Raw genomic sequence first — 15334 nt, forward strand, 5'->3', positions numbered from 1 at the left:
AAGGGCTATCGAAGATGTTCGCGTGGTGAGCGAGAACCCGAAGGGTCCCACGGGTCGCCGTCTGGGCGACCCGTGGGAACTCCTTCTGGATGGCATCGGGCTTTTTGTCACCGTGTCCTTCATCGGCGGTATCCTCCGTTCGGACACGAACCATACCGAGATCGTCCTGGCTGTCATCGCATGGGCAATCAGCGTGAGCCGCCGAATTCAGCCGGTCGCCGCTCTGATTGCCGCCACCGTGCTTTGTGTGATCTTCGCTCATCTTGAACAGCCAGCTGCGCTCTATTTGTGGTGCTTCGCACAAATTTGCCTATTTACCGTCGCACTCACGCGCTCAAGTCGCACGGTCATCATGTGCTCCGTGCTGCAGGGCTTGGGCTTGTACGGCAGTTTGGTCATCGCACTCAGTATCGGCCCGCTTGAGCCCACGGCGTTGGGTCTCATCGCATGGACGGCGGCCTCGGCGGGCTTGGGTTCAGCCATTCGCTTACAGCGCGTCCATGTGAGGGACATCCTCGACCGTGCCGAGACAAATCTGGAGTCTCGGCGGAGGGATGTGGAACAGCGGATTACTCTTGAGCGCCTGCGAATTGCGGCCGATCTCCACGACGTACTCGCCCATAACATCGCGGTCATAAGCGTTCATGCCGGAGCAGCGGAAGCACAGCTTGACCAGCACCCCGAGAGGACTTCCGCCTCCCTGCAGGCAATCCGCGGTGCCGCAGCCCGAACTCTGGATGAGCTTCAGGGGCTGGTCGGTGTGCTTCGAGAACCAGGCAGTAGCGGAAAGGCGATCGCGACGCCGTCACCTGGCATCGAGAACATCACCGAGCTGCTCACAACGTTCCGGGAAATCGGTCTATCTATCAACGCCGACATCAAGACAGTTCCGCATCACATGTTGACCCCAACGGTCGAGGTCGCCACCTACCGTGTGCTCCAGGAAGCGCTCACAAACGCGCACAAGCACGGGAAAGGCCGCGTCGATATCCGAATTACACGCGATCCGGGCGGGCTCCGCGTGACTGTCAGGAACGCAATTGCCACCTCCTCACCAAAACGAGTCGATGGTGGCTTCGGTCTCATCGGCATGCGGGAGCGCATCATCTCCGCCGGCGGCTCGCTCGACGTCGAAAATCACCTGGGCGTGTTCACGCTCAACGCAACACTCCCGCTCAACCCGGAACAAGACACATGATTCGCATACTCATCGCCGACGACCAACCACTTATCCGAATGGGCCTTTGCGGAATGCTCGAAGCCCGGAACAATTTTGAGGTGGTCGGCGAGGCGACAGATGGGGAACAAGCCCACTTACTGAGCCGTGACCTGCTCCCCGATGTGGTGCTGATGGACCTTCGAATGCCGCGCGTCGACGGAATCGAAGCGATCTCACGGATCCGCCGCGATCCTCGACTACGGCTCGTTCGGGTAGTCGTTCTGACGACTTTCGAAGACCAGGAAAATGTCGTTGCTGCTCTCACAGCGGGCGCTGTCGGGTTTCTGAGCAAGAGCGTTGGGCCGAGTGAACTTGCTGACAAGATCAGCGCCGTTGCCGCTGGCGGTCCGGGGCTCTCAGACGATGCGACGCTGGCGCTACTCGACAATCTGAAGACGCCGAGGCCCGAAGTATTGCAGAGCGGGCAACACATAGAACTCTCCGCACTCACTGACCGCGAACAGATGATTGTCGCTCGCGCTGCACACGGAGTCAGCAACGACGACATCGCCAAAGAACTTTTCATCTCCCCATACACGGTCAAGACTCACATCAATCGAGCGATGACAAAACTCGGTGCACGGGATAGATCTCAGCTCGTTGTGATCGCCATTGAAGCAGGACTCGGCCGCCCCCGTTAGCGCCCGCTACCATGAACGCAGTACGGCGATCGCCCCGAATGAACGATGATCCGATCCCGCCAGACGACGAAAGGTCGCTGGCCCATCTCCAAGCTGGAAGAGCCCGACTGTCGGGCAGCTTTTTGGAGAGGACATATCCCCTTGGCCCGCTTGCTTTACCGCGTCGGACGATTCAGCGCCCGGCATCGACTACTCACCTTCCTCACCTGGACCCTGACTCTGGTCGTACTTGCCGTGATCACACTCACCGGCATGAAATTCAGTGACGGAGCATTTGAGATCCCCGGGACCGAATCCAGTACCGCGCTCAACACCGTCGAACGGGAATTCCCCGACACCGCGACGCAACCCGGAACCGGCTCCCTGCAAGTCGTTGTGCAAACCCGCGACGACGAGAACGTCACGGACCCAGCCGCGGCAGCTCGAATCATCGAGCTGCGGGAAAACCTCTCCGGACTGCCTCATGTCGAAACCGTGAGTGACCCCCTCGATCCAGCAAATCCATATGTCTCCCCCGATCTCAGCACGGCTGTTCTCTCAGTCGACCTTTCCGGCATCACCGACGCGAACGCGGAAACCGTCTACGACGAGGTGCTCGAAGCCGCAGAGAACCAGCGGGATCAGGACTGGAAAGCTGTCGAAGTCGGCGGTTCGCTGGGCAGCGGAGTGCCCGAGATACTCGGACCGAGCGAGATTGTTGGCGTAGCTATTGCCTTCCTTGTTTTGGTTCTCACGTTTGGTTCGCTCAGAGCGGCAGGTGCCAATATGGTTGGCGCCATCGTGGGTGTCGGGGTCGGAATCCTCGGTGTTCTCGCTAGTTCCGCGCTGTACCCCATCGGATCCATCACCCCAATTTTGGCTGTCATGCTGGGGCTGGCAGTGTCCATCGACTACGGTCTCTTCGTCCTCGCGCGCTTCCGAGCTGAGCTGCGGGCCGGGAGAAAGATCGACGACGCCATCGGTATCTCGGTCGGCACCGCAGGCTCATCCGTCGTGTTTGCCGGCACCACCGTGATCATCGCGTTGACCGGCCTCGCCGTTGTAAACATCCCTTTCATCACAGAAATGGGGTTGGCCGGCGCGGTGGCCGTGCTCATCGCGATCTTGATGGCGCTCACCCTTCTGCCTGCCTTGATGATGTCGATGGGCCACAACGTTCTCCCCCGCAAAGAGCGTTCGCGTTATAAACGGTCGGTTGCCCCAACACGGGAGAGCGGCCTCGTTTCGCAGGGCGGCAAGGAGCAGAACACGAGGATCGGGTATCTCGAACGATGGGGAGCATCGGTGGTCAAACATCCCCTCATCTCAGTGATTGGAGCTGTGACGCTTCTGGTCATCCTGGCGGTGCCCGTGCTGTCTCTGAAGACCTCACTGTCCATGCCGGGCGGCGAAGACCCCGAGTCGACCCAGCGTGCCGCTTACAACCTCATCGCCGAAAAGTTCGGCGATGGAGCACAGAATCCGCTCATTGTGTTGGCCGAGGGTCAAGCCATTTCAAAAGCACAACCCGACATCATGTCGACATTGGAATCGATTCATGATGTTCAAACCGTATTTCCATCCGGAGTCAGCACCACGGGCGACACCGCCATCTTCACGGTCATCCCTGAGAGCGGTGCAGTCGATGAAGCGACGAAGGATCTCGTCCGAGACATCAGAGAATCCTCAAACGCGGTTCCGGGCGTTTCACTGCAGGTCACAGGTGTGACGGCTGTTGGAATCGACGTCGATCAGAAGCTTGGTGATGCTCTCGTTCTTTACATCGTCCTCATCGTCGGGCTGTCACTCATCCTGATGATGATCATGTTCCGGTCTATTCTTGTGCCTCTTATCGCGACCGCAGGATTTCTGCTTTCGCTCGGGGCAGGGCTCGGCGTGACCGTGGCGGTTTTCCAATGGGGATGGCTCGGCTCTCTGTTCGCGGCACCACTCGGTAATCCGCTCCTCAGCCTTCTCCCTATCCTCATCGTCGGCATACTCTTTGGCCTTGCGATGGACTACCAGGTGTTCTTGGTCTCACGTATCCATGAAGCCCACTCGAAGGGTCTCCCCGCTCGAGAAGCGATCCTGGACGGGTTCGGACGCACCGCATTCATCGTCGTCGCCGCGGCGACGATCATGGCCGCGGTGTTCGGCGGATTTGCGCTCAGCCCATCGTCGTTGGTCGCGTCAATAGCGCTCGCACTTGCGGTTGGGGTCGTTGCGGACGCGTTCCTTGTTCGAATGGTGATCGTTCCGGCGATCCTGTCTCTCACGGGCGAAGCCGCCTGGTGGCTACCGAAATGGCTCGGCAGAGCACTCCCACACATAGATGCCGAAGGTTCCGCGCTCGAGGCTCCGACGGTATCGACGGTACCGGACGACTTTGAAACCACATCGAGGGTGCAATAAGAGACACGCAGACGGGCGTCGGCGTCCAGGGATTTGAGGGAGCGCTCAGGTCCCTGGTTGCTGGCGTCCGATCCGCGTCTAGTCCCTATCAGACTTAGTAAGTTCTCAAGGTAGTACCGGCGTCGTGACCCAACACCGAAGCAGCCCCGAGGGCGAGCAACGCAGAGTCGGTGGCGACCGCGACTCGACTGAAACCGATAGACCGCAACGCCTCTGCGCGCGTGGGGTCCCCCGCGAAAGCACCTGTTTGCTTCTGTGTTCGTCGCGCGGCGGCGACGATCCGGGGAAGAGGGTCATCAGCGTGCTGAGCTTTCAGAAGGTCCGTGACATCGACTCCGAGGCCGATTGCAAGATCGAAGGGTCCGACAAAAACTGCGGCCACCCCCGGCACAGCAAGGATCTCTTCAGCTGCTTCAACCCCCGCGGGTGTCTCGAGCATCACCCAGACTTCGGGATTCGAAGCGGCCGGCGTGGGCGCGACGTGACCCCATTGGCTGACGAGTGAGCCCCAGCTGCGCCGCCCGTTCGGGGGATAATCGGCGGCCGCGACAGCCTGCTGTGCTTGCTCGACGGTTTCGATCATCGGGACGATGACGATGTCAGCCCCGAGGTCGAGCGCTCGTCCGATCCGGGCATCAGAGAGTTCTGCCACCCGTACTGCAACCATCGGAGACTGTGGGAGCGTGGAAAGCATTTGCATCGTCGACATCAGGGACGTGTCGTCGAATGCGCCGTGCTGCATGTCCAGCCCGATCCAGGCGAATCCACTTTGACCGATTTGCGCGACGGTTCGGGGCTCACCCAAAACGCACCACACGCCGTCTGCTGTGTCGTGTTTTGAACCACTCACTTTTTGGCCTCCATCCGCGGTAACCCGGCTGCTGAGCTCGCCCGAGACATTTGTTCTTCTGGTGAACCCGTGCCGGAACGTAATTGCATCCACCGCCAGGAGGGACACATCTTGGTTGTCTGGCACCGACATTGAACGCGATCTTTGTAAACACTACCGAGACGGCCTGCCCATCAATGGTGTTCTACAGTCCTGAGGTGAGGCGTTCGGTGGGACGCACGGCGGCCAAGACAATGCCGAAGCCATCCGCGCCGCGATTCAGATCTGGACCGACGGGAACCTGAGATAGAGCGTTCGAAGTTGCGCCGCGTCGAATGGCCTGAGCGCCGACGAGAACGACTCGACGCGCAGGATCCGCCCGAGGGCAGCCCCGGCCGCTAGTGGTCCGTCAGACGTTGGGACGCTCGGCGACCGGCGCCCACACCCAGTTCTTATCGTCGATGCGCGCGCCCCGGGCAAAAGAGACTGTGCCGGTCGAGACGGCGATTCCGGATGCCGCAGCGGCCTGTTCGACGGCGCGCGCGAAGGCCGTCCACTCCTTCGCCCCCTGCGGGAACCCCAGGTAATCACGGAACCGAGCCACGCTCAGCACGCCCGCACCCGAGGACGGCTCAGTGGTGAGCTGCGCGACGACGTCATCCTTCTCGACCCACTTGATCGCCCAGCCGCCGCCGACGTGCGCGCCGGCCTTGCGGGGCATCGTCGCCACGGCCGTGTCGACCACGTTATGCGCAGCAGCCTCGTCGGCATGGATAACGACCGTGCGGCCCAGGGCCTCGAGCACGCCGGGCAGTTTGCCGGCCGCATATTTCTCGCCGGCCTCACGCCCGGCGGCGTTAGCCCGACGTTTGAGGAAGGGCCGCGCGATGGGCCATCCGATCAGCATCACGAGGATGAGGACGGCGAGCAGGATGATTCCGATGTTGTCCATGATGGTGAGTAACGCTATTGGCGGACCACTCCGCACACCATGGGCACCTGTGCCCACCTTGCCAACTCGCTATCCGGGCGGGAAGTCGAAGAGGAGCTTTGTCGCAGCCACGAGGGCCATGACGCCCAACATCACCACGTGAGCCCAGCGCGGCGCTCGACCCACCGACCAGGAGACGGGCTTCTTGTACCAGGGCAGGCGGACCGGATCACCGACCCAGGTCGTTCCGTCGTGGAACATCCACCACTCGGAATCACCGGGGTATCGGTAATAGCTGGCGACAGCGGTCTCTGGGCTGTCGGGGAACTCCCCCTCTGCGGGCTTATCCGTGTCAGCTGGACTGACCCCCCGACGCGGGCCCTCGCTCATTCCTGCAGCATCCACAGCGTTTCGCCATCCTGCATCTCGGATGTCGGCGCCAGCCCCAGACGCCGAGCCACTCGAGCGGAACCTTCATGCCCAGGGTGAATATGGGCACGGATGTCGGTCACACCGCGTCCCCGGAGCCATCCGGCCATGCCCTCCGCCGCCTCCGAGGCAAAACCCTGGCGTTGCATCGAGGACGCGATCAGCCAGGCCAAATCCGCACGGGCACCCTTAGCGCGCTCCACAACTGTCGCCTGAACGTAGCCGATCGCACGGCCGCCTGCGTTTTCGCGGATCACCCAGTTCAGCCATCCCTCGGTGCCATCCGGCGAGCGCCCCTCCACCTGGCGTCGGTAGCGCTCCCGCAGAGCACGCTCCGAGGGCGGCTCTCCGCCAATGAACGTATACAAATCATCGGAGGCGAGGACGCCGATCATTTCCGGCGCGTGTTCCACCGTCAACGGCTCGAGAACGCATCGTGCGGTCACGATGGAGGTTGCCGACAGGTTCATCGTTCTCCGAGGGACTCGTAAAGGACCGTCGCGGATCGGCGGGGGTCGAAACGGTTGCTGAAGTCGATCTCGTTCGGGATCCAAACATCGCGCCACAGCGATTCGTGGGTGCGGCCGAGCTTTCTGTCGCGATCCATCCCGCGGGTCGCGGCCGTGTCGAGGTCGACGTCGCACCACACGGCTACGTCGAGGAGAGGGACGACCTCGGGGTGGAAGAGTCCGATCAGATCGACCACGAGCACGTCGGCGACCGGAAGGGACTCCGGGTCGCCCAGGGCACGAGCCGACCAGTCATAGCGGCGAAATTCACTGGGGCGCCGCTCTCGGAAAGGCTCGATCACGGAAGCGACCAGACGAGACCGGTCGACGCCATCCCAGTCGGTCGATCGAACATGAGACCGAGCCGGATCGAGGAAATCGTCGCCCCGCATTCTCACCGCGCCGGGCAGGGCTGCCACGAGTTCCCGGGCCAGTGTCGACTTGCCCGACCCGCAGTATCCCGAAACGCCGACGACAACAGGGCGAGCAGAGTCACGCGAGCGACCGGAGATGTGGTCGATGAGGTCGCGGCTCTGCATGGCCCCAGGCTACAAGCCCGCTGAGGTTCGCCGATCCGCCTCCGTTAGACGTTTGGCTAACTGAACGGTGACGAGACAGCGACGCTGCACAGAGTGTCGGTTAGAAGTTCACCATGAGACGCCAGCGATACGGGACGCCATTGATGTAGGCATCGACCGTGCAGAACTGCTCGATTGTGGCGCTTTGCGCGTAGCGGTCGGCCGCTTGAGAGCAGGTGCCCAATGACTCGTAGTAGTAGACGGCCTGAGTGGCCTGGGCGGGCTGGATGCCTGCAAAAAGCAGTCCCCCGGCGACCGCTGCGACCGCCGCTGCTTTCAGTGATTTACGTTTCATGATCGTCCCCATCCTGATTCGTGTTCCCCGGCCCCAACCGGTCGAGGCGTGCAAACACCCTTCCACAGACCCCGCACCCTTGTCACCCGTTCGGGGGTATTGGGAGGCTCGCGCGGCACCGCTTACCCGAAAGTGCGTATGCGGCGGCCCTTGAAGCGCGGTTGTCGACGGGGGAAGCTTGTGGGGGGTTGTTGCGCGTGAGCAGGCGGCGGCCGTTACGAGCGGCGAGACATCCGCCGTCATCATCGAGGAGGACTTCACGTGAGCGATGCCCAGACGAATGCAGCTGCAGCCACACTGGCCGTCACCGGATCAACCGGCGTGGTCGGCGGGCTCGTGGCCCGCGCTCTCGCTGATTATGGCGTGCCCCAGCGGCTTCTCGTGCGTGACCCGGCGAAGGCACCGCAGTTGGCGGGAAGCACCGTGCACCGCTCCAGCTATGGCGATGCCTCGGCGGCGGCCGAAGCGCTCAAGGGGGTCGAGACCCTGTTCATGGTGTCCGCGTCTGAAAGCGCCGATCGGCTCGAGCAGCACCGCACGTTCGTCGATGCGGCTGCCTCGGCTGGCGTTCGCCACATCGTGTACACATCGTTCGTGGCTGCAGCCCCCGACGCGATCTTCACGCTCGCCCGCGACCACTTCGCCACCGAGGAACACATCAAGGCGTCCGGGATGTCGTGGACCTTCCTGCGTGACAGCTTCTACATCGACTTCATGGAAGCCCTCGTCGGCGAAGACGGCGTCATCCGCGGACCCGGCGGCACCGGTCGCGTCGCACTCGTCTCTCGCGCCGATGTCGCCCGCACGGCTACCGCAGTGCTCCTCGATCCCGCCGCGCACGCCGGGCGCACCTACGACATCACCGGCCCCGAGGCGTTGAGCTTCGCCGACGTCGCCGCCACGATCAGCCGCATCCGCGAGCGCGACGTCACGTTCTACGACGAGAGCATCGACGAGGCCTACGCATCGCGAGCCCCCTATGGAGCGCCGGACTGGCAGGTGGACGCCTGGGTGAGCACCTACACCGCCGTGGCCAGCAACGTCATGGCGCCCGTGAGCGACGCGGTCGAGACCATCACCGGCGAGGCCCCGGAAAGCCTCGAGACCTTCTTGCAGCGAACGCCGCGCTGACGGGGCATCCGGAGCGCGCCATGCGGCTGCGCCACGGGCGGGGTCGACGCGCGCTTCGTAGTTCCAACACGAAGATCGCGACGCCAACGGGAACGAGGATCCCGAAATCCCACCAGGGTTCGGGGAGGAATACGGATCTCAGCGACCCGTTTCCATCGGAGGAGACACAGGTTGTGCCGAGAGGCACAAACGAGTGCACCTGATAGGCGCCCTCTGAGACATCCGTACCGATTGGAGCCTGTAGGCAGGTTTGGGCAGCGTCGCCCCAGTACGTTCGTTGGTGATAAAGCGTGGTCGCTAGGAGCCACACAATGAAGAACGTGTAGAGCGCGAGAACTCGCACGCGTTTCATAGGCCCCCAGCCTCGCCCTGATAGTCAGGTCCCCCAAAGCGTCACACTTCAGCAGTGATCACACTGACAGTCCCTCGTGCTGGTTTCAAGCTCGAGTGCCGAGGTGCCTGGGCATCAGCGCGGTCGGATGCTGCGGCGGTCGTTGTGGAGGTAGAAGAGGACGTAGGCGACGAGCGAGAGGGCGATGCCGGCGCAGAAGACGACGGATGAGGGCGCCAGTTTGAGGTCGGCGGCGCGGATGATGAGGGCGAGGACGATCGCGACGAGGCTGACGATCTGGGCCTGGAAGACCGTGCGAAAGGCGCTCCAGCGGGGGTCGCGCAGGAGCGCGAGGTTGACGATTCCGGGGAGGGTGAGCGCGGCGCCCATGACCTGGGCCGTGAGCGGGGTGAGCGTCCAGGGCCAGGCGGCGATGAGGGCATCCGCCTGGAAGAAGAGGGCGAGACCCGTGGCCAGCGACGCGACACCGATGGCCGCGAGGACGATGCGGGTGGGGAGGGGGACGCGGTAGTCGCGAGGGGCGTGGGTGCCGTCATCCGTGTGTCTGTTGACGATCATCAGGATGACAACGAGCGCGGGGGTCGTGAGGTAGAGGGCGAACCAGACGATGAACGAGATGTGGCCCGGGTGGAACTTGTCGAGGTGGAGGAGGGTCGCGACGAGGAGGAGGGTGGCGAAGACGAGGACCGCCGGGATGCCTCGGTTGACGGCGCGCCAGTTGCCGGGGCGCGCGGCGGCGGCGAAGAACCAGATGCCGCCGAGGTAGGCGCTCGCGAGGAACATGGCAGTGAGGGGCGGCTCGATGGTCCAGGCGAAGAGGGCGTCTGTGGTGCCGGGGAGGAGGTAGAGGAGGACGAAGGCGGCCGCGAGGAACGGGAGGAGGAAGGCGGCGAGGAGGCGGGTGTAGAGCTCGGCGCCGGTGGGGCGGGCGGCGGAATGCTTGTCGACCACCGCTGTGCTCTCGGTCATGAACGGGCCGCCTGTTCGAGGTCGGAAACGGTTTCGGTTTCGGCTCCGGCTCCGGCTTCGGCTTCGGCTTCGGCCGGAACGGGAGGCCGCGGCGTTGGAGGGCTCACGGCGAGCGCGACCGCTGCGGCCGGGAGGAGCAGGCGGCCACGCTCTTGGGCCGCGAGCAGTTGCGCCGCGGCATCGCCCGCCAGGATGGGCGCGATGGCCTGCTGGTGGAACGAGAACGTCGGCACGTTGTAGAGACCCGACCGCTCGCGCAGCGCTTCCGAGGCCCCGAGGAGGAGGCCGGTGCGCTCGATGTCTCCGTCGGCCGCGGCGACCGCGACGGCGCCCTCGAGGCCGTACGCCATGCCCTCGGTGTGCCCGACGAGCGCCGAGGCGCTGAGACTTTCTCGGAACAGCACGCGGGCGGTGTCGACATCCCCGAGCATGAGGTGCGCCCAGCCGAGGTGGTTCTCGGCGATGGCGGCGCTGAGGTCGTCGCCCTGACGGCGCGCGACCTCGAGGCTTTCTTCGAAACGGTTGAGCGCCCGGCGCAGCTTCTGGTCGAAGATGGCCACGCGGCCCAGCGTCACGAGCACGAGCGCCTCGCCCCACGTGTCGCCGGCCGAGCGCGTGAGGGTGAGGGATCGTTCGAGTTCGTCCTCGGCTTCGGCGGGTTCGGGCGGCGTCGTCGTGAGGAGCGCGAGCGCCAGGGATGTCCGGGCGAGGGCCTCCCCCGAGCGATCGTCGGCGGCGTGGAAGAGCGTCGAGCTCTCGGTCAGACCCGGGATGACCTCGACCGGCTGCTGCCAGAACGTGATCGCGCGGCTGTAGTAGAGCGCGGCGGCCCGGCTCGAGTCATCGACGGCGTCACCGGATGCGAGCAGCTCATCCATCCAGCCCCGCACCTCGTTGAGCAGCCCACCCATCCACCAATAGACGTAGAGGTCCCAGGCGAGGCGGGCCAGGCGATCCCACTCGCGGTGCTCGATGAAGTAGTGCACGGCGGCGCGCAGGTTGTCGCGGTCGTCGGCGAGCTGACGCATAGTCGCGTTCTGGGTGCGGCCGCGCAGGAGCGGTACCGACGCGTGACCCAGGTCGGCGAAGTAACGGGCGTGGGCGCGGTGGGTGGCGGCACCGGCATCCGATGCTTCGAGGCCCCGGCGGGCATAGTCGCGCACCGAGCCGAAGAGGGTGAAGCGCGCATCCTCGCCGTGGTCTTGCTGGCGGATGAGGCTCGAATCGGCGAGCGCGCCCAGGCTCTCGAGCACGTCGACGTCGGCGCCTTCACCCGCGGCGCCTTCCCCCGCTGTGCCGTCACCCGCGGCACCGCCGCCCGCCACGGCCTCGGCTGCGGTGAGCGAGAAGCCGCCCGAGAACACGCCCAGCCGCTGCAGCAGGGTCTTCTCGCGCGGGGGCAGCAGCTGCACGCTCCACTCGATGGTGTCCTCGAGACTGCGTTGGCGCGCGGGCAGGTGCGGGGTTCCCGAGACGAGGCCGCGGTGCTGTTCGAGGCGCGTGAGAACAACGGATGGGGGCAGCAAACGGATGCTCGCCGCCGCCAGTTCGAGCGCCAGCGGCACGCCGTCGAGCTTGCGGCAGATGCCGACGACGGCCGCCACGTTGTCCTCGGTGACCACGAACTCGGGCGCCACCGAGCGGGCCCGCTGCACGAAGAGTTGCACGGCCGCCGATTCGAGCACCGACGCGACATCGCGGTCGACGGCGGCGGGGAGGGCGAGCGGGCCGAGGTCGACGCGGTACTCGCCGAGCACGCGCAGCACCGTGCGGCTCGTCACGAGGAACGACAGACCGGGGAGCGCGGCGAGCAGGGCGATCAGGGCGGGCGTCGCGCCCATGACCTGCTCGAAGTTGTCGGCGATGATGAGCACGCGGCGGCCCCGCAGCGCTGTGGTGAGCGTGTCGACGAGGGGTTCGGCACCCGTGTCGCGCACGCCGAGCGCATCGGCGATGGCCGCGGGCACCTGGTCGGCGTCGTGCGCGGCGGCGAGCGAGACGAAGACGACACCGTCCGGGAATTCCTCACGAACAGACCGGCCCAGCTCGATCGCGAGGCGGCTCTTGCCGACGCCACCCGGGCCGGTCAGCGTGACGAGGCGCACATCATCCTGCAACAGGAGCGACCGGGCCCGCTCGAACTCGCGGTCGCGCCCGAGCAGCGAGGTCAGCGGGGCCGGGATGGCGCCGGCACCGGTCTCTGACGGCAGGTACTGCTGCGGCGGCGCGATCACGGCAGCGGCGCCGTCGGCCGACGCGTTCAGGGAGGCGTCGAAGCGGTCGGCCAGCAGGGTGGCCAGGTCGGCCTCGACCAGCTCGCGCAACTCCTCCACCGTGTCGAACGATTTATAGGATGCGCGGTCGTCGTTCTTGATGCGCTGCAACAGCTCGACCAGGCGCGGTTCGAGCACGTCGTCGGTCGACTTGATGTAGATCAGGCGGGGCATCATGGGCGGCGCGAGGTTGTATTCATCTTCGAGACCCGAGACCGTTTCGTCGGGTGCGACCCAGCCGTAGCGGCGCCAATAGATGCCGAGGAAGATTTCGCTGCGCTGCAGATAGGAGCGATAGAGGTCGCGCGGGGGATGCGGGCGAGCCCCGAGCTCGAACATCACGGGGGCCAGCCGCATCCGCTCGATCGCGCCGCGCACGGCCTGGCGTTCCTCCGCCAGATCGCGCAGCGTGGAGCTGACGAAGACGCGGAGAAGTTGGTCGGGGGTTCTGATCGAAACGGGAGTGAGATTCATGAAGCATCCGATGTGAGCGCTCTCGTGACCGCACACAGGCGGCGTGAAAAATGAGGATGTCCGTGGCGACAGCTTCGGCGAGAGGACCCCGTGTGGCGCGTGCGGCCTCGAACGGGTGCAGTCGATCAGGCGCGATCGACCGGGCGGGATGCCGTCACCCTATCCCGCGCTCCCCCTGCGCGGCCATCGTCCTCAAGTACAGAAAACCTCACCCCCGGGGTGGGTACGGAGTACCACGACGCGTCACGCGCCGCTCGTCGAGCGGCACACCGGGCCCACGGCGACGTTCAACGGTCGCAACAGGAGGGCACCTGCGGAAATCCGCCAAATACTCGCGGAATCCCGCTAGGGCGAGGGGCGTCAGAAGCACCAGTGTCGGATGATCTTGACGGCGGGCACTCCGGTCGCCAGCATGAGCCACATGACCATCTTCATCACGTGCCCGGTCGAGAGCGTCGAACGCGCGACCGCCTTCTACACGGCCCTCGGCTGGCAGCGCAACGACGAGATGTCGGGGCCCGATGCGTACTGCTTCGCGATCGCGCCGGAGCAGTACATCATGCTCGGCAGCCGGGCGATGTACGCCAGCGTCGGAGCCACCGAGGACCTCGTCGGCGGGCCCGACACCCCCTCCAAAGTCACGGTCTCGTTCGATCTAGGCAGCCAGGAAGCCGTCGACGAGCTCGTCGAACGCGCGGGTGCAGCGGGCGGCCGCATCGGCGACACGGATGACTACCCCTTCATGTATCAGCGCCAATTCGACGACCCGGATGGCTACCACTACTCGCCGTTCTGGATGAAGCCGCCGGTTGACGGGGATGCCGCCTCGGGCGACAGCACGGGAGCTGACGCAGGCTCATGAGCGGCCTCGCATGAAGGCCCGCGAGGCGGCCGGCCGACTAGTTTTTACGGTCGCGGCGGGCGGAGCCCAGACATCAGGACGGCGAACAGCAGCCGGCCACGGGGGTCGTCGGCCGTTGCCCCGAGCGTGCGCGCCGAATAAGCGAGACCGCACAGCAGCGCCAGCAGGTCGTCCGGCTCCAGGTCAGCGCGAAGGCGCCCACCGGTTGCCTCGCGCCCCATGAAAGACGACAAAGCCTCGATCAACTCGTCGCGCAGTTCGCCGGTGCGCTCAAGAGCACATTCGGCGCGTGAGATCACGGTCTCGAACAGCGGGTCGCCCAGGAGAAGTGCGAAGTACTTCTCGAGCACCGAGTCGACGGATGCCGCACTCGACGGTTGCAGCATCGCGCGCAGTTCGTCGAACCGATCCCAAACCAGGGTTTCTTCGAGCGCCTCCACCGAGGCGAAGTGCCGGTAGACGGTGGCCACGCCCGTGTCAGCCGCGCGGGCGATGGCGTTGAGCGCCAGGGCCTCTCCGCGCGCGTGGGCGGCCGCCGCGGCATCCAGAATGCGCTGCCGGTTGCGCACGACGTCTCTCCGCTGCGTTTCCACCTTTCCACTCTAGCGAAACGTATAGACTTTCCGTTCGGATAGCTTATCCGTTTAGAGTGTCACTCGAGTGAAAGGAATGAGATGCCCGCATCTCTTCGTCCCGTTGCCCTGATCACGGGGGCGAGTTCCGGCATCGGCCGGCAGTTCGCCCAGGACTATGCCGCGAAGGGGTTCGATCTAGTCGTCGTCGCGCGGTCGCGAAGCGCCCTCGACTCCCTTGCCGCCGAATTGACCGACATCCACGGGAACGAGGTCGTCGTGCACGCGGGAGACCTCTCGCAGGCGTCGGATGTCGCCACGCTCGTCGAGGCGATCGCGAAACTGCCCCGTCTGGACCATGTGATCTTCAGCGCCGGCTCCGCACCCGAGGGAGACCTCACGCGCATCGACCCCGCCGCCTTGCGGAGCATGATCGGCCTCAATATCGCCGCATTGACGCTGGTGAACCAGGCCGCCATCATCCGGATGCGGGCTGCCGGTCGTGGCGCGATCATCAATATCGCGAGCGTCGCGGGTTATCAAGCGACGCCCTACCTCGCCGCCTATGGGGCCTCGAAGTCCTACGTGCGCCTGTTCAGCGAGGCCATCTCGGAAGAGAATCGGAAGCACGGCATCCGCGTTCTGTCGGTGTCCCCCGGCGATACCGTCACGCCCATGAACCCCGGTGCCGCGAAGGGGAAACGCCAACCTCAGGATGTCGTCGACACGGCATGGGCGGCGCTCCACGGTTCGGCGCCATCGGTGGTGGATGGCGGGAGCAACAGAATGCTGGCGGCGCTCGCGAGAGTCCTTCCGACCCGTACCGGACTGCGCATCGCCGAGAAGATGTTCCGCGACAAGGCATGAGCTGAGGCATCC

Annotated in this window: 15 protein-coding genes; 6 read left to right on the forward strand and 9 right to left on the reverse strand. The window is 64.9% G+C overall.

Going from position 1 to position 15334, the window contains the following annotated elements; genetic code table 11:
• Positions 1-22 precede the first annotated feature (22 nt).
• The 3 genes from ACUWEX_RS13870 (at position 23) to ACUWEX_RS13880 (ending at position 4251) form a co-directional block, all read left to right on the forward strand.
• Positions 23-1198: a sensor histidine kinase gene (locus tag ACUWEX_RS13870; RefSeq protein ID WP_445996627.1), complete on the forward strand. Its 1176-nt coding sequence runs from the start codon at positions 23-25 to the stop codon at positions 1196-1198.
• Positions 1195-1860: a response regulator gene (locus ACUWEX_RS13875; protein WP_445996628.1), complete on the forward strand. Its 666-nt coding sequence runs from the start codon at positions 1195-1197 to the stop codon at positions 1858-1860. The genes ACUWEX_RS13870 and ACUWEX_RS13875 overlap by 4 nt, the downstream gene beginning before the upstream one ends.
• 141 nt (positions 1861-2001) lie before the next feature.
• Positions 2002-4251 (forward strand): MMPL family transporter, encoded by a 2250-nt coding sequence (locus ACUWEX_RS13880; RefSeq protein WP_445996629.1) that lies wholly within the window; start codon positions 2002-2004, stop codon positions 4249-4251.
• Positions 4252-4345: 94 nt separating this feature from the next.
• Here the strand turns inward: ACUWEX_RS13880 and ACUWEX_RS13885 are convergent, their stop codons facing one another.
• The 6 genes from ACUWEX_RS13885 to ACUWEX_RS13910 all read right to left on the reverse strand — a co-directional run bounded on the left by ACUWEX_RS13885 (position 4346) and on the right by ACUWEX_RS13910 (position 7822).
• Positions 4346-5233 carry an HpcH/HpaI aldolase family protein gene (locus tag ACUWEX_RS13885; RefSeq protein ID WP_445996630.1) on the reverse strand — a complete coding sequence of 296 codons (888 nt, stop codon included), beginning with the start codon at positions 5231-5233 and terminating at the stop codon, positions 4346-4348.
• A gap of 256 nt (positions 5234-5489) precedes the next feature.
• Positions 5490-6032 carry a hypothetical protein gene (locus ACUWEX_RS13890; protein ID WP_445996631.1) on the reverse strand — a complete coding sequence of 181 codons (543 nt, stop codon included), beginning with the start codon at positions 6030-6032 and terminating at the stop codon, positions 5490-5492.
• A 69-nt stretch (positions 6033-6101) separates the two neighbouring features.
• A complete protein-coding gene (locus tag ACUWEX_RS13895; RefSeq protein WP_445996632.1) occupies positions 6102-6401 on the reverse strand; it encodes a hypothetical protein in 300 nt (99 codons plus the stop codon).
• A complete protein-coding gene (locus tag ACUWEX_RS13900) occupies positions 6398-6910 on the reverse strand; it encodes a GNAT family N-acetyltransferase (RefSeq protein WP_445996633.1) in 513 nt (170 codons plus the stop codon). Before ACUWEX_RS13900 ends, ACUWEX_RS13895 begins: the two co-directional genes overlap by 4 nt.
• Positions 6907-7488 carry a uridine kinase family protein gene (locus ACUWEX_RS13905; RefSeq protein ID WP_445996634.1) on the reverse strand — a complete coding sequence of 194 codons (582 nt, stop codon included), beginning with the start codon at positions 7486-7488 and terminating at the stop codon, positions 6907-6909. Before ACUWEX_RS13905 ends, ACUWEX_RS13900 begins: the two co-directional genes overlap by 4 nt.
• A gap of 100 nt (positions 7489-7588) precedes the next feature.
• Complete coding sequence (locus tag ACUWEX_RS13910; protein ID WP_143785505.1) at positions 7589-7822, reverse strand: hypothetical protein; 234 nt, start codon at positions 7820-7822, stop codon at positions 7589-7591.
• A gap of 261 nt (positions 7823-8083) precedes the next feature.
• Between ACUWEX_RS13910 and ACUWEX_RS13915 the strand changes: the two genes are divergently transcribed.
• Entirely contained in the window at positions 8084-8953 is an 870-nt protein-coding gene (locus ACUWEX_RS13915) for an SDR family oxidoreductase (protein ID WP_445996635.1), read from the forward strand.
• Positions 8954-9419: 466 nt separating this feature from the next.
• Here ACUWEX_RS13915 and ACUWEX_RS13920 read toward each other — a convergent pair whose 3' ends face one another.
• On the reverse strand, positions 9420-10274 hold the full coding sequence (locus ACUWEX_RS13920) for a hypothetical protein (protein WP_445996636.1): 855 nt from the start codon (positions 10272-10274) through the stop codon (positions 9420-9422).
• On the reverse strand, positions 10271-13021 hold the full coding sequence (locus ACUWEX_RS13925; RefSeq protein WP_445996637.1) for a DUF4062 domain-containing protein: 2751 nt from the start codon (positions 13019-13021) through the stop codon (positions 10271-10273). The genes ACUWEX_RS13920 and ACUWEX_RS13925 overlap by 4 nt, the downstream gene beginning before the upstream one ends.
• A gap of 421 nt (positions 13022-13442) precedes the next feature.
• On the opposite strand from ACUWEX_RS13925, the gene ACUWEX_RS13930 reads away from it, so the two are divergent.
• Positions 13443-13883: a VOC family protein gene (locus tag ACUWEX_RS13930; protein WP_445996638.1), complete on the forward strand. Its 441-nt coding sequence runs from the start codon at positions 13443-13445 to the stop codon at positions 13881-13883.
• Between the two features lie 44 nt (positions 13884-13927).
• On the opposite strand, the gene ACUWEX_RS13935 is transcribed toward ACUWEX_RS13930, so the two are convergent.
• Entirely contained in the window at positions 13928-14476 is a 549-nt protein-coding gene (locus ACUWEX_RS13935) for a TetR/AcrR family transcriptional regulator (RefSeq protein WP_079728758.1), read from the reverse strand.
• Positions 14477-14557: 81 nt separating this feature from the next.
• Between ACUWEX_RS13935 and ACUWEX_RS13940 the strand changes: the two genes are divergently transcribed.
• Positions 14558-15322: an SDR family NAD(P)-dependent oxidoreductase gene (locus ACUWEX_RS13940; RefSeq protein ID WP_079728759.1), complete on the forward strand. Its 765-nt coding sequence runs from the start codon at positions 14558-14560 to the stop codon at positions 15320-15322.
• Positions 15323-15334: the final 12 nt, after the last annotated feature.

The organism is Okibacterium fritillariae (assembly GCF_052783725.1).

Excerpts from the sequence above, each read along its gene's own strand:
- ACUWEX_RS13940 (WP_079728759.1), top strand. The coding sequence starts at position 14,558 with ATGCCCGCATCTCTTCGTCCCGTTGCCCTGATCACGGGGGCGAGTTCC.
- ACUWEX_RS13910 (WP_143785505.1), bottom strand. The coding sequence starts at position 7,822 with ATGAAACGTAAATCACTGAAAGCAGCGGCGGTCGCAGCGGTCGCCGGG.
- ACUWEX_RS13925 (WP_445996637.1), bottom strand. The coding sequence starts at position 13,021 with ATGAATCTCACTCCCGTTTCGATCAGAACCCCCGACCAACTTCTCCGC.
- ACUWEX_RS13920 (WP_445996636.1), bottom strand. The coding sequence starts at position 10,274 with ATGACCGAGAGCACAGCGGTGGTCGACAAGCATTCCGCCGCCCGCCCC.
- ACUWEX_RS13885 (WP_445996630.1), bottom strand. The coding sequence starts at position 5,233 with ATGTCGGTGCCAGACAACCAAGATGTGTCCCTCCTGGCGGTGGATGCA.
- ACUWEX_RS13875 (WP_445996628.1), top strand. The coding sequence starts at position 1,195 with ATGATTCGCATACTCATCGCCGACGACCAACCACTTATCCGAATGGGC.
- ACUWEX_RS13890 (WP_445996631.1), bottom strand. The coding sequence starts at position 6,032 with ATGGACAACATCGGAATCATCCTGCTCGCCGTCCTCATCCTCGTGATG.
- ACUWEX_RS13895 (WP_445996632.1), bottom strand. The coding sequence starts at position 6,401 with ATGAGCGAGGGCCCGCGTCGGGGGGTCAGTCCAGCTGACACGGATAAG.
- ACUWEX_RS13930 (WP_445996638.1), top strand. The coding sequence starts at position 13,443 with ATGACCATCTTCATCACGTGCCCGGTCGAGAGCGTCGAACGCGCGACC.
- ACUWEX_RS13900 (WP_445996633.1), bottom strand. The coding sequence starts at position 6,910 with ATGAACCTGTCGGCAACCTCCATCGTGACCGCACGATGCGTTCTCGAG.
- ACUWEX_RS13905 (WP_445996634.1), bottom strand. The coding sequence starts at position 7,488 with ATGCAGAGCCGCGACCTCATCGACCACATCTCCGGTCGCTCGCGTGAC.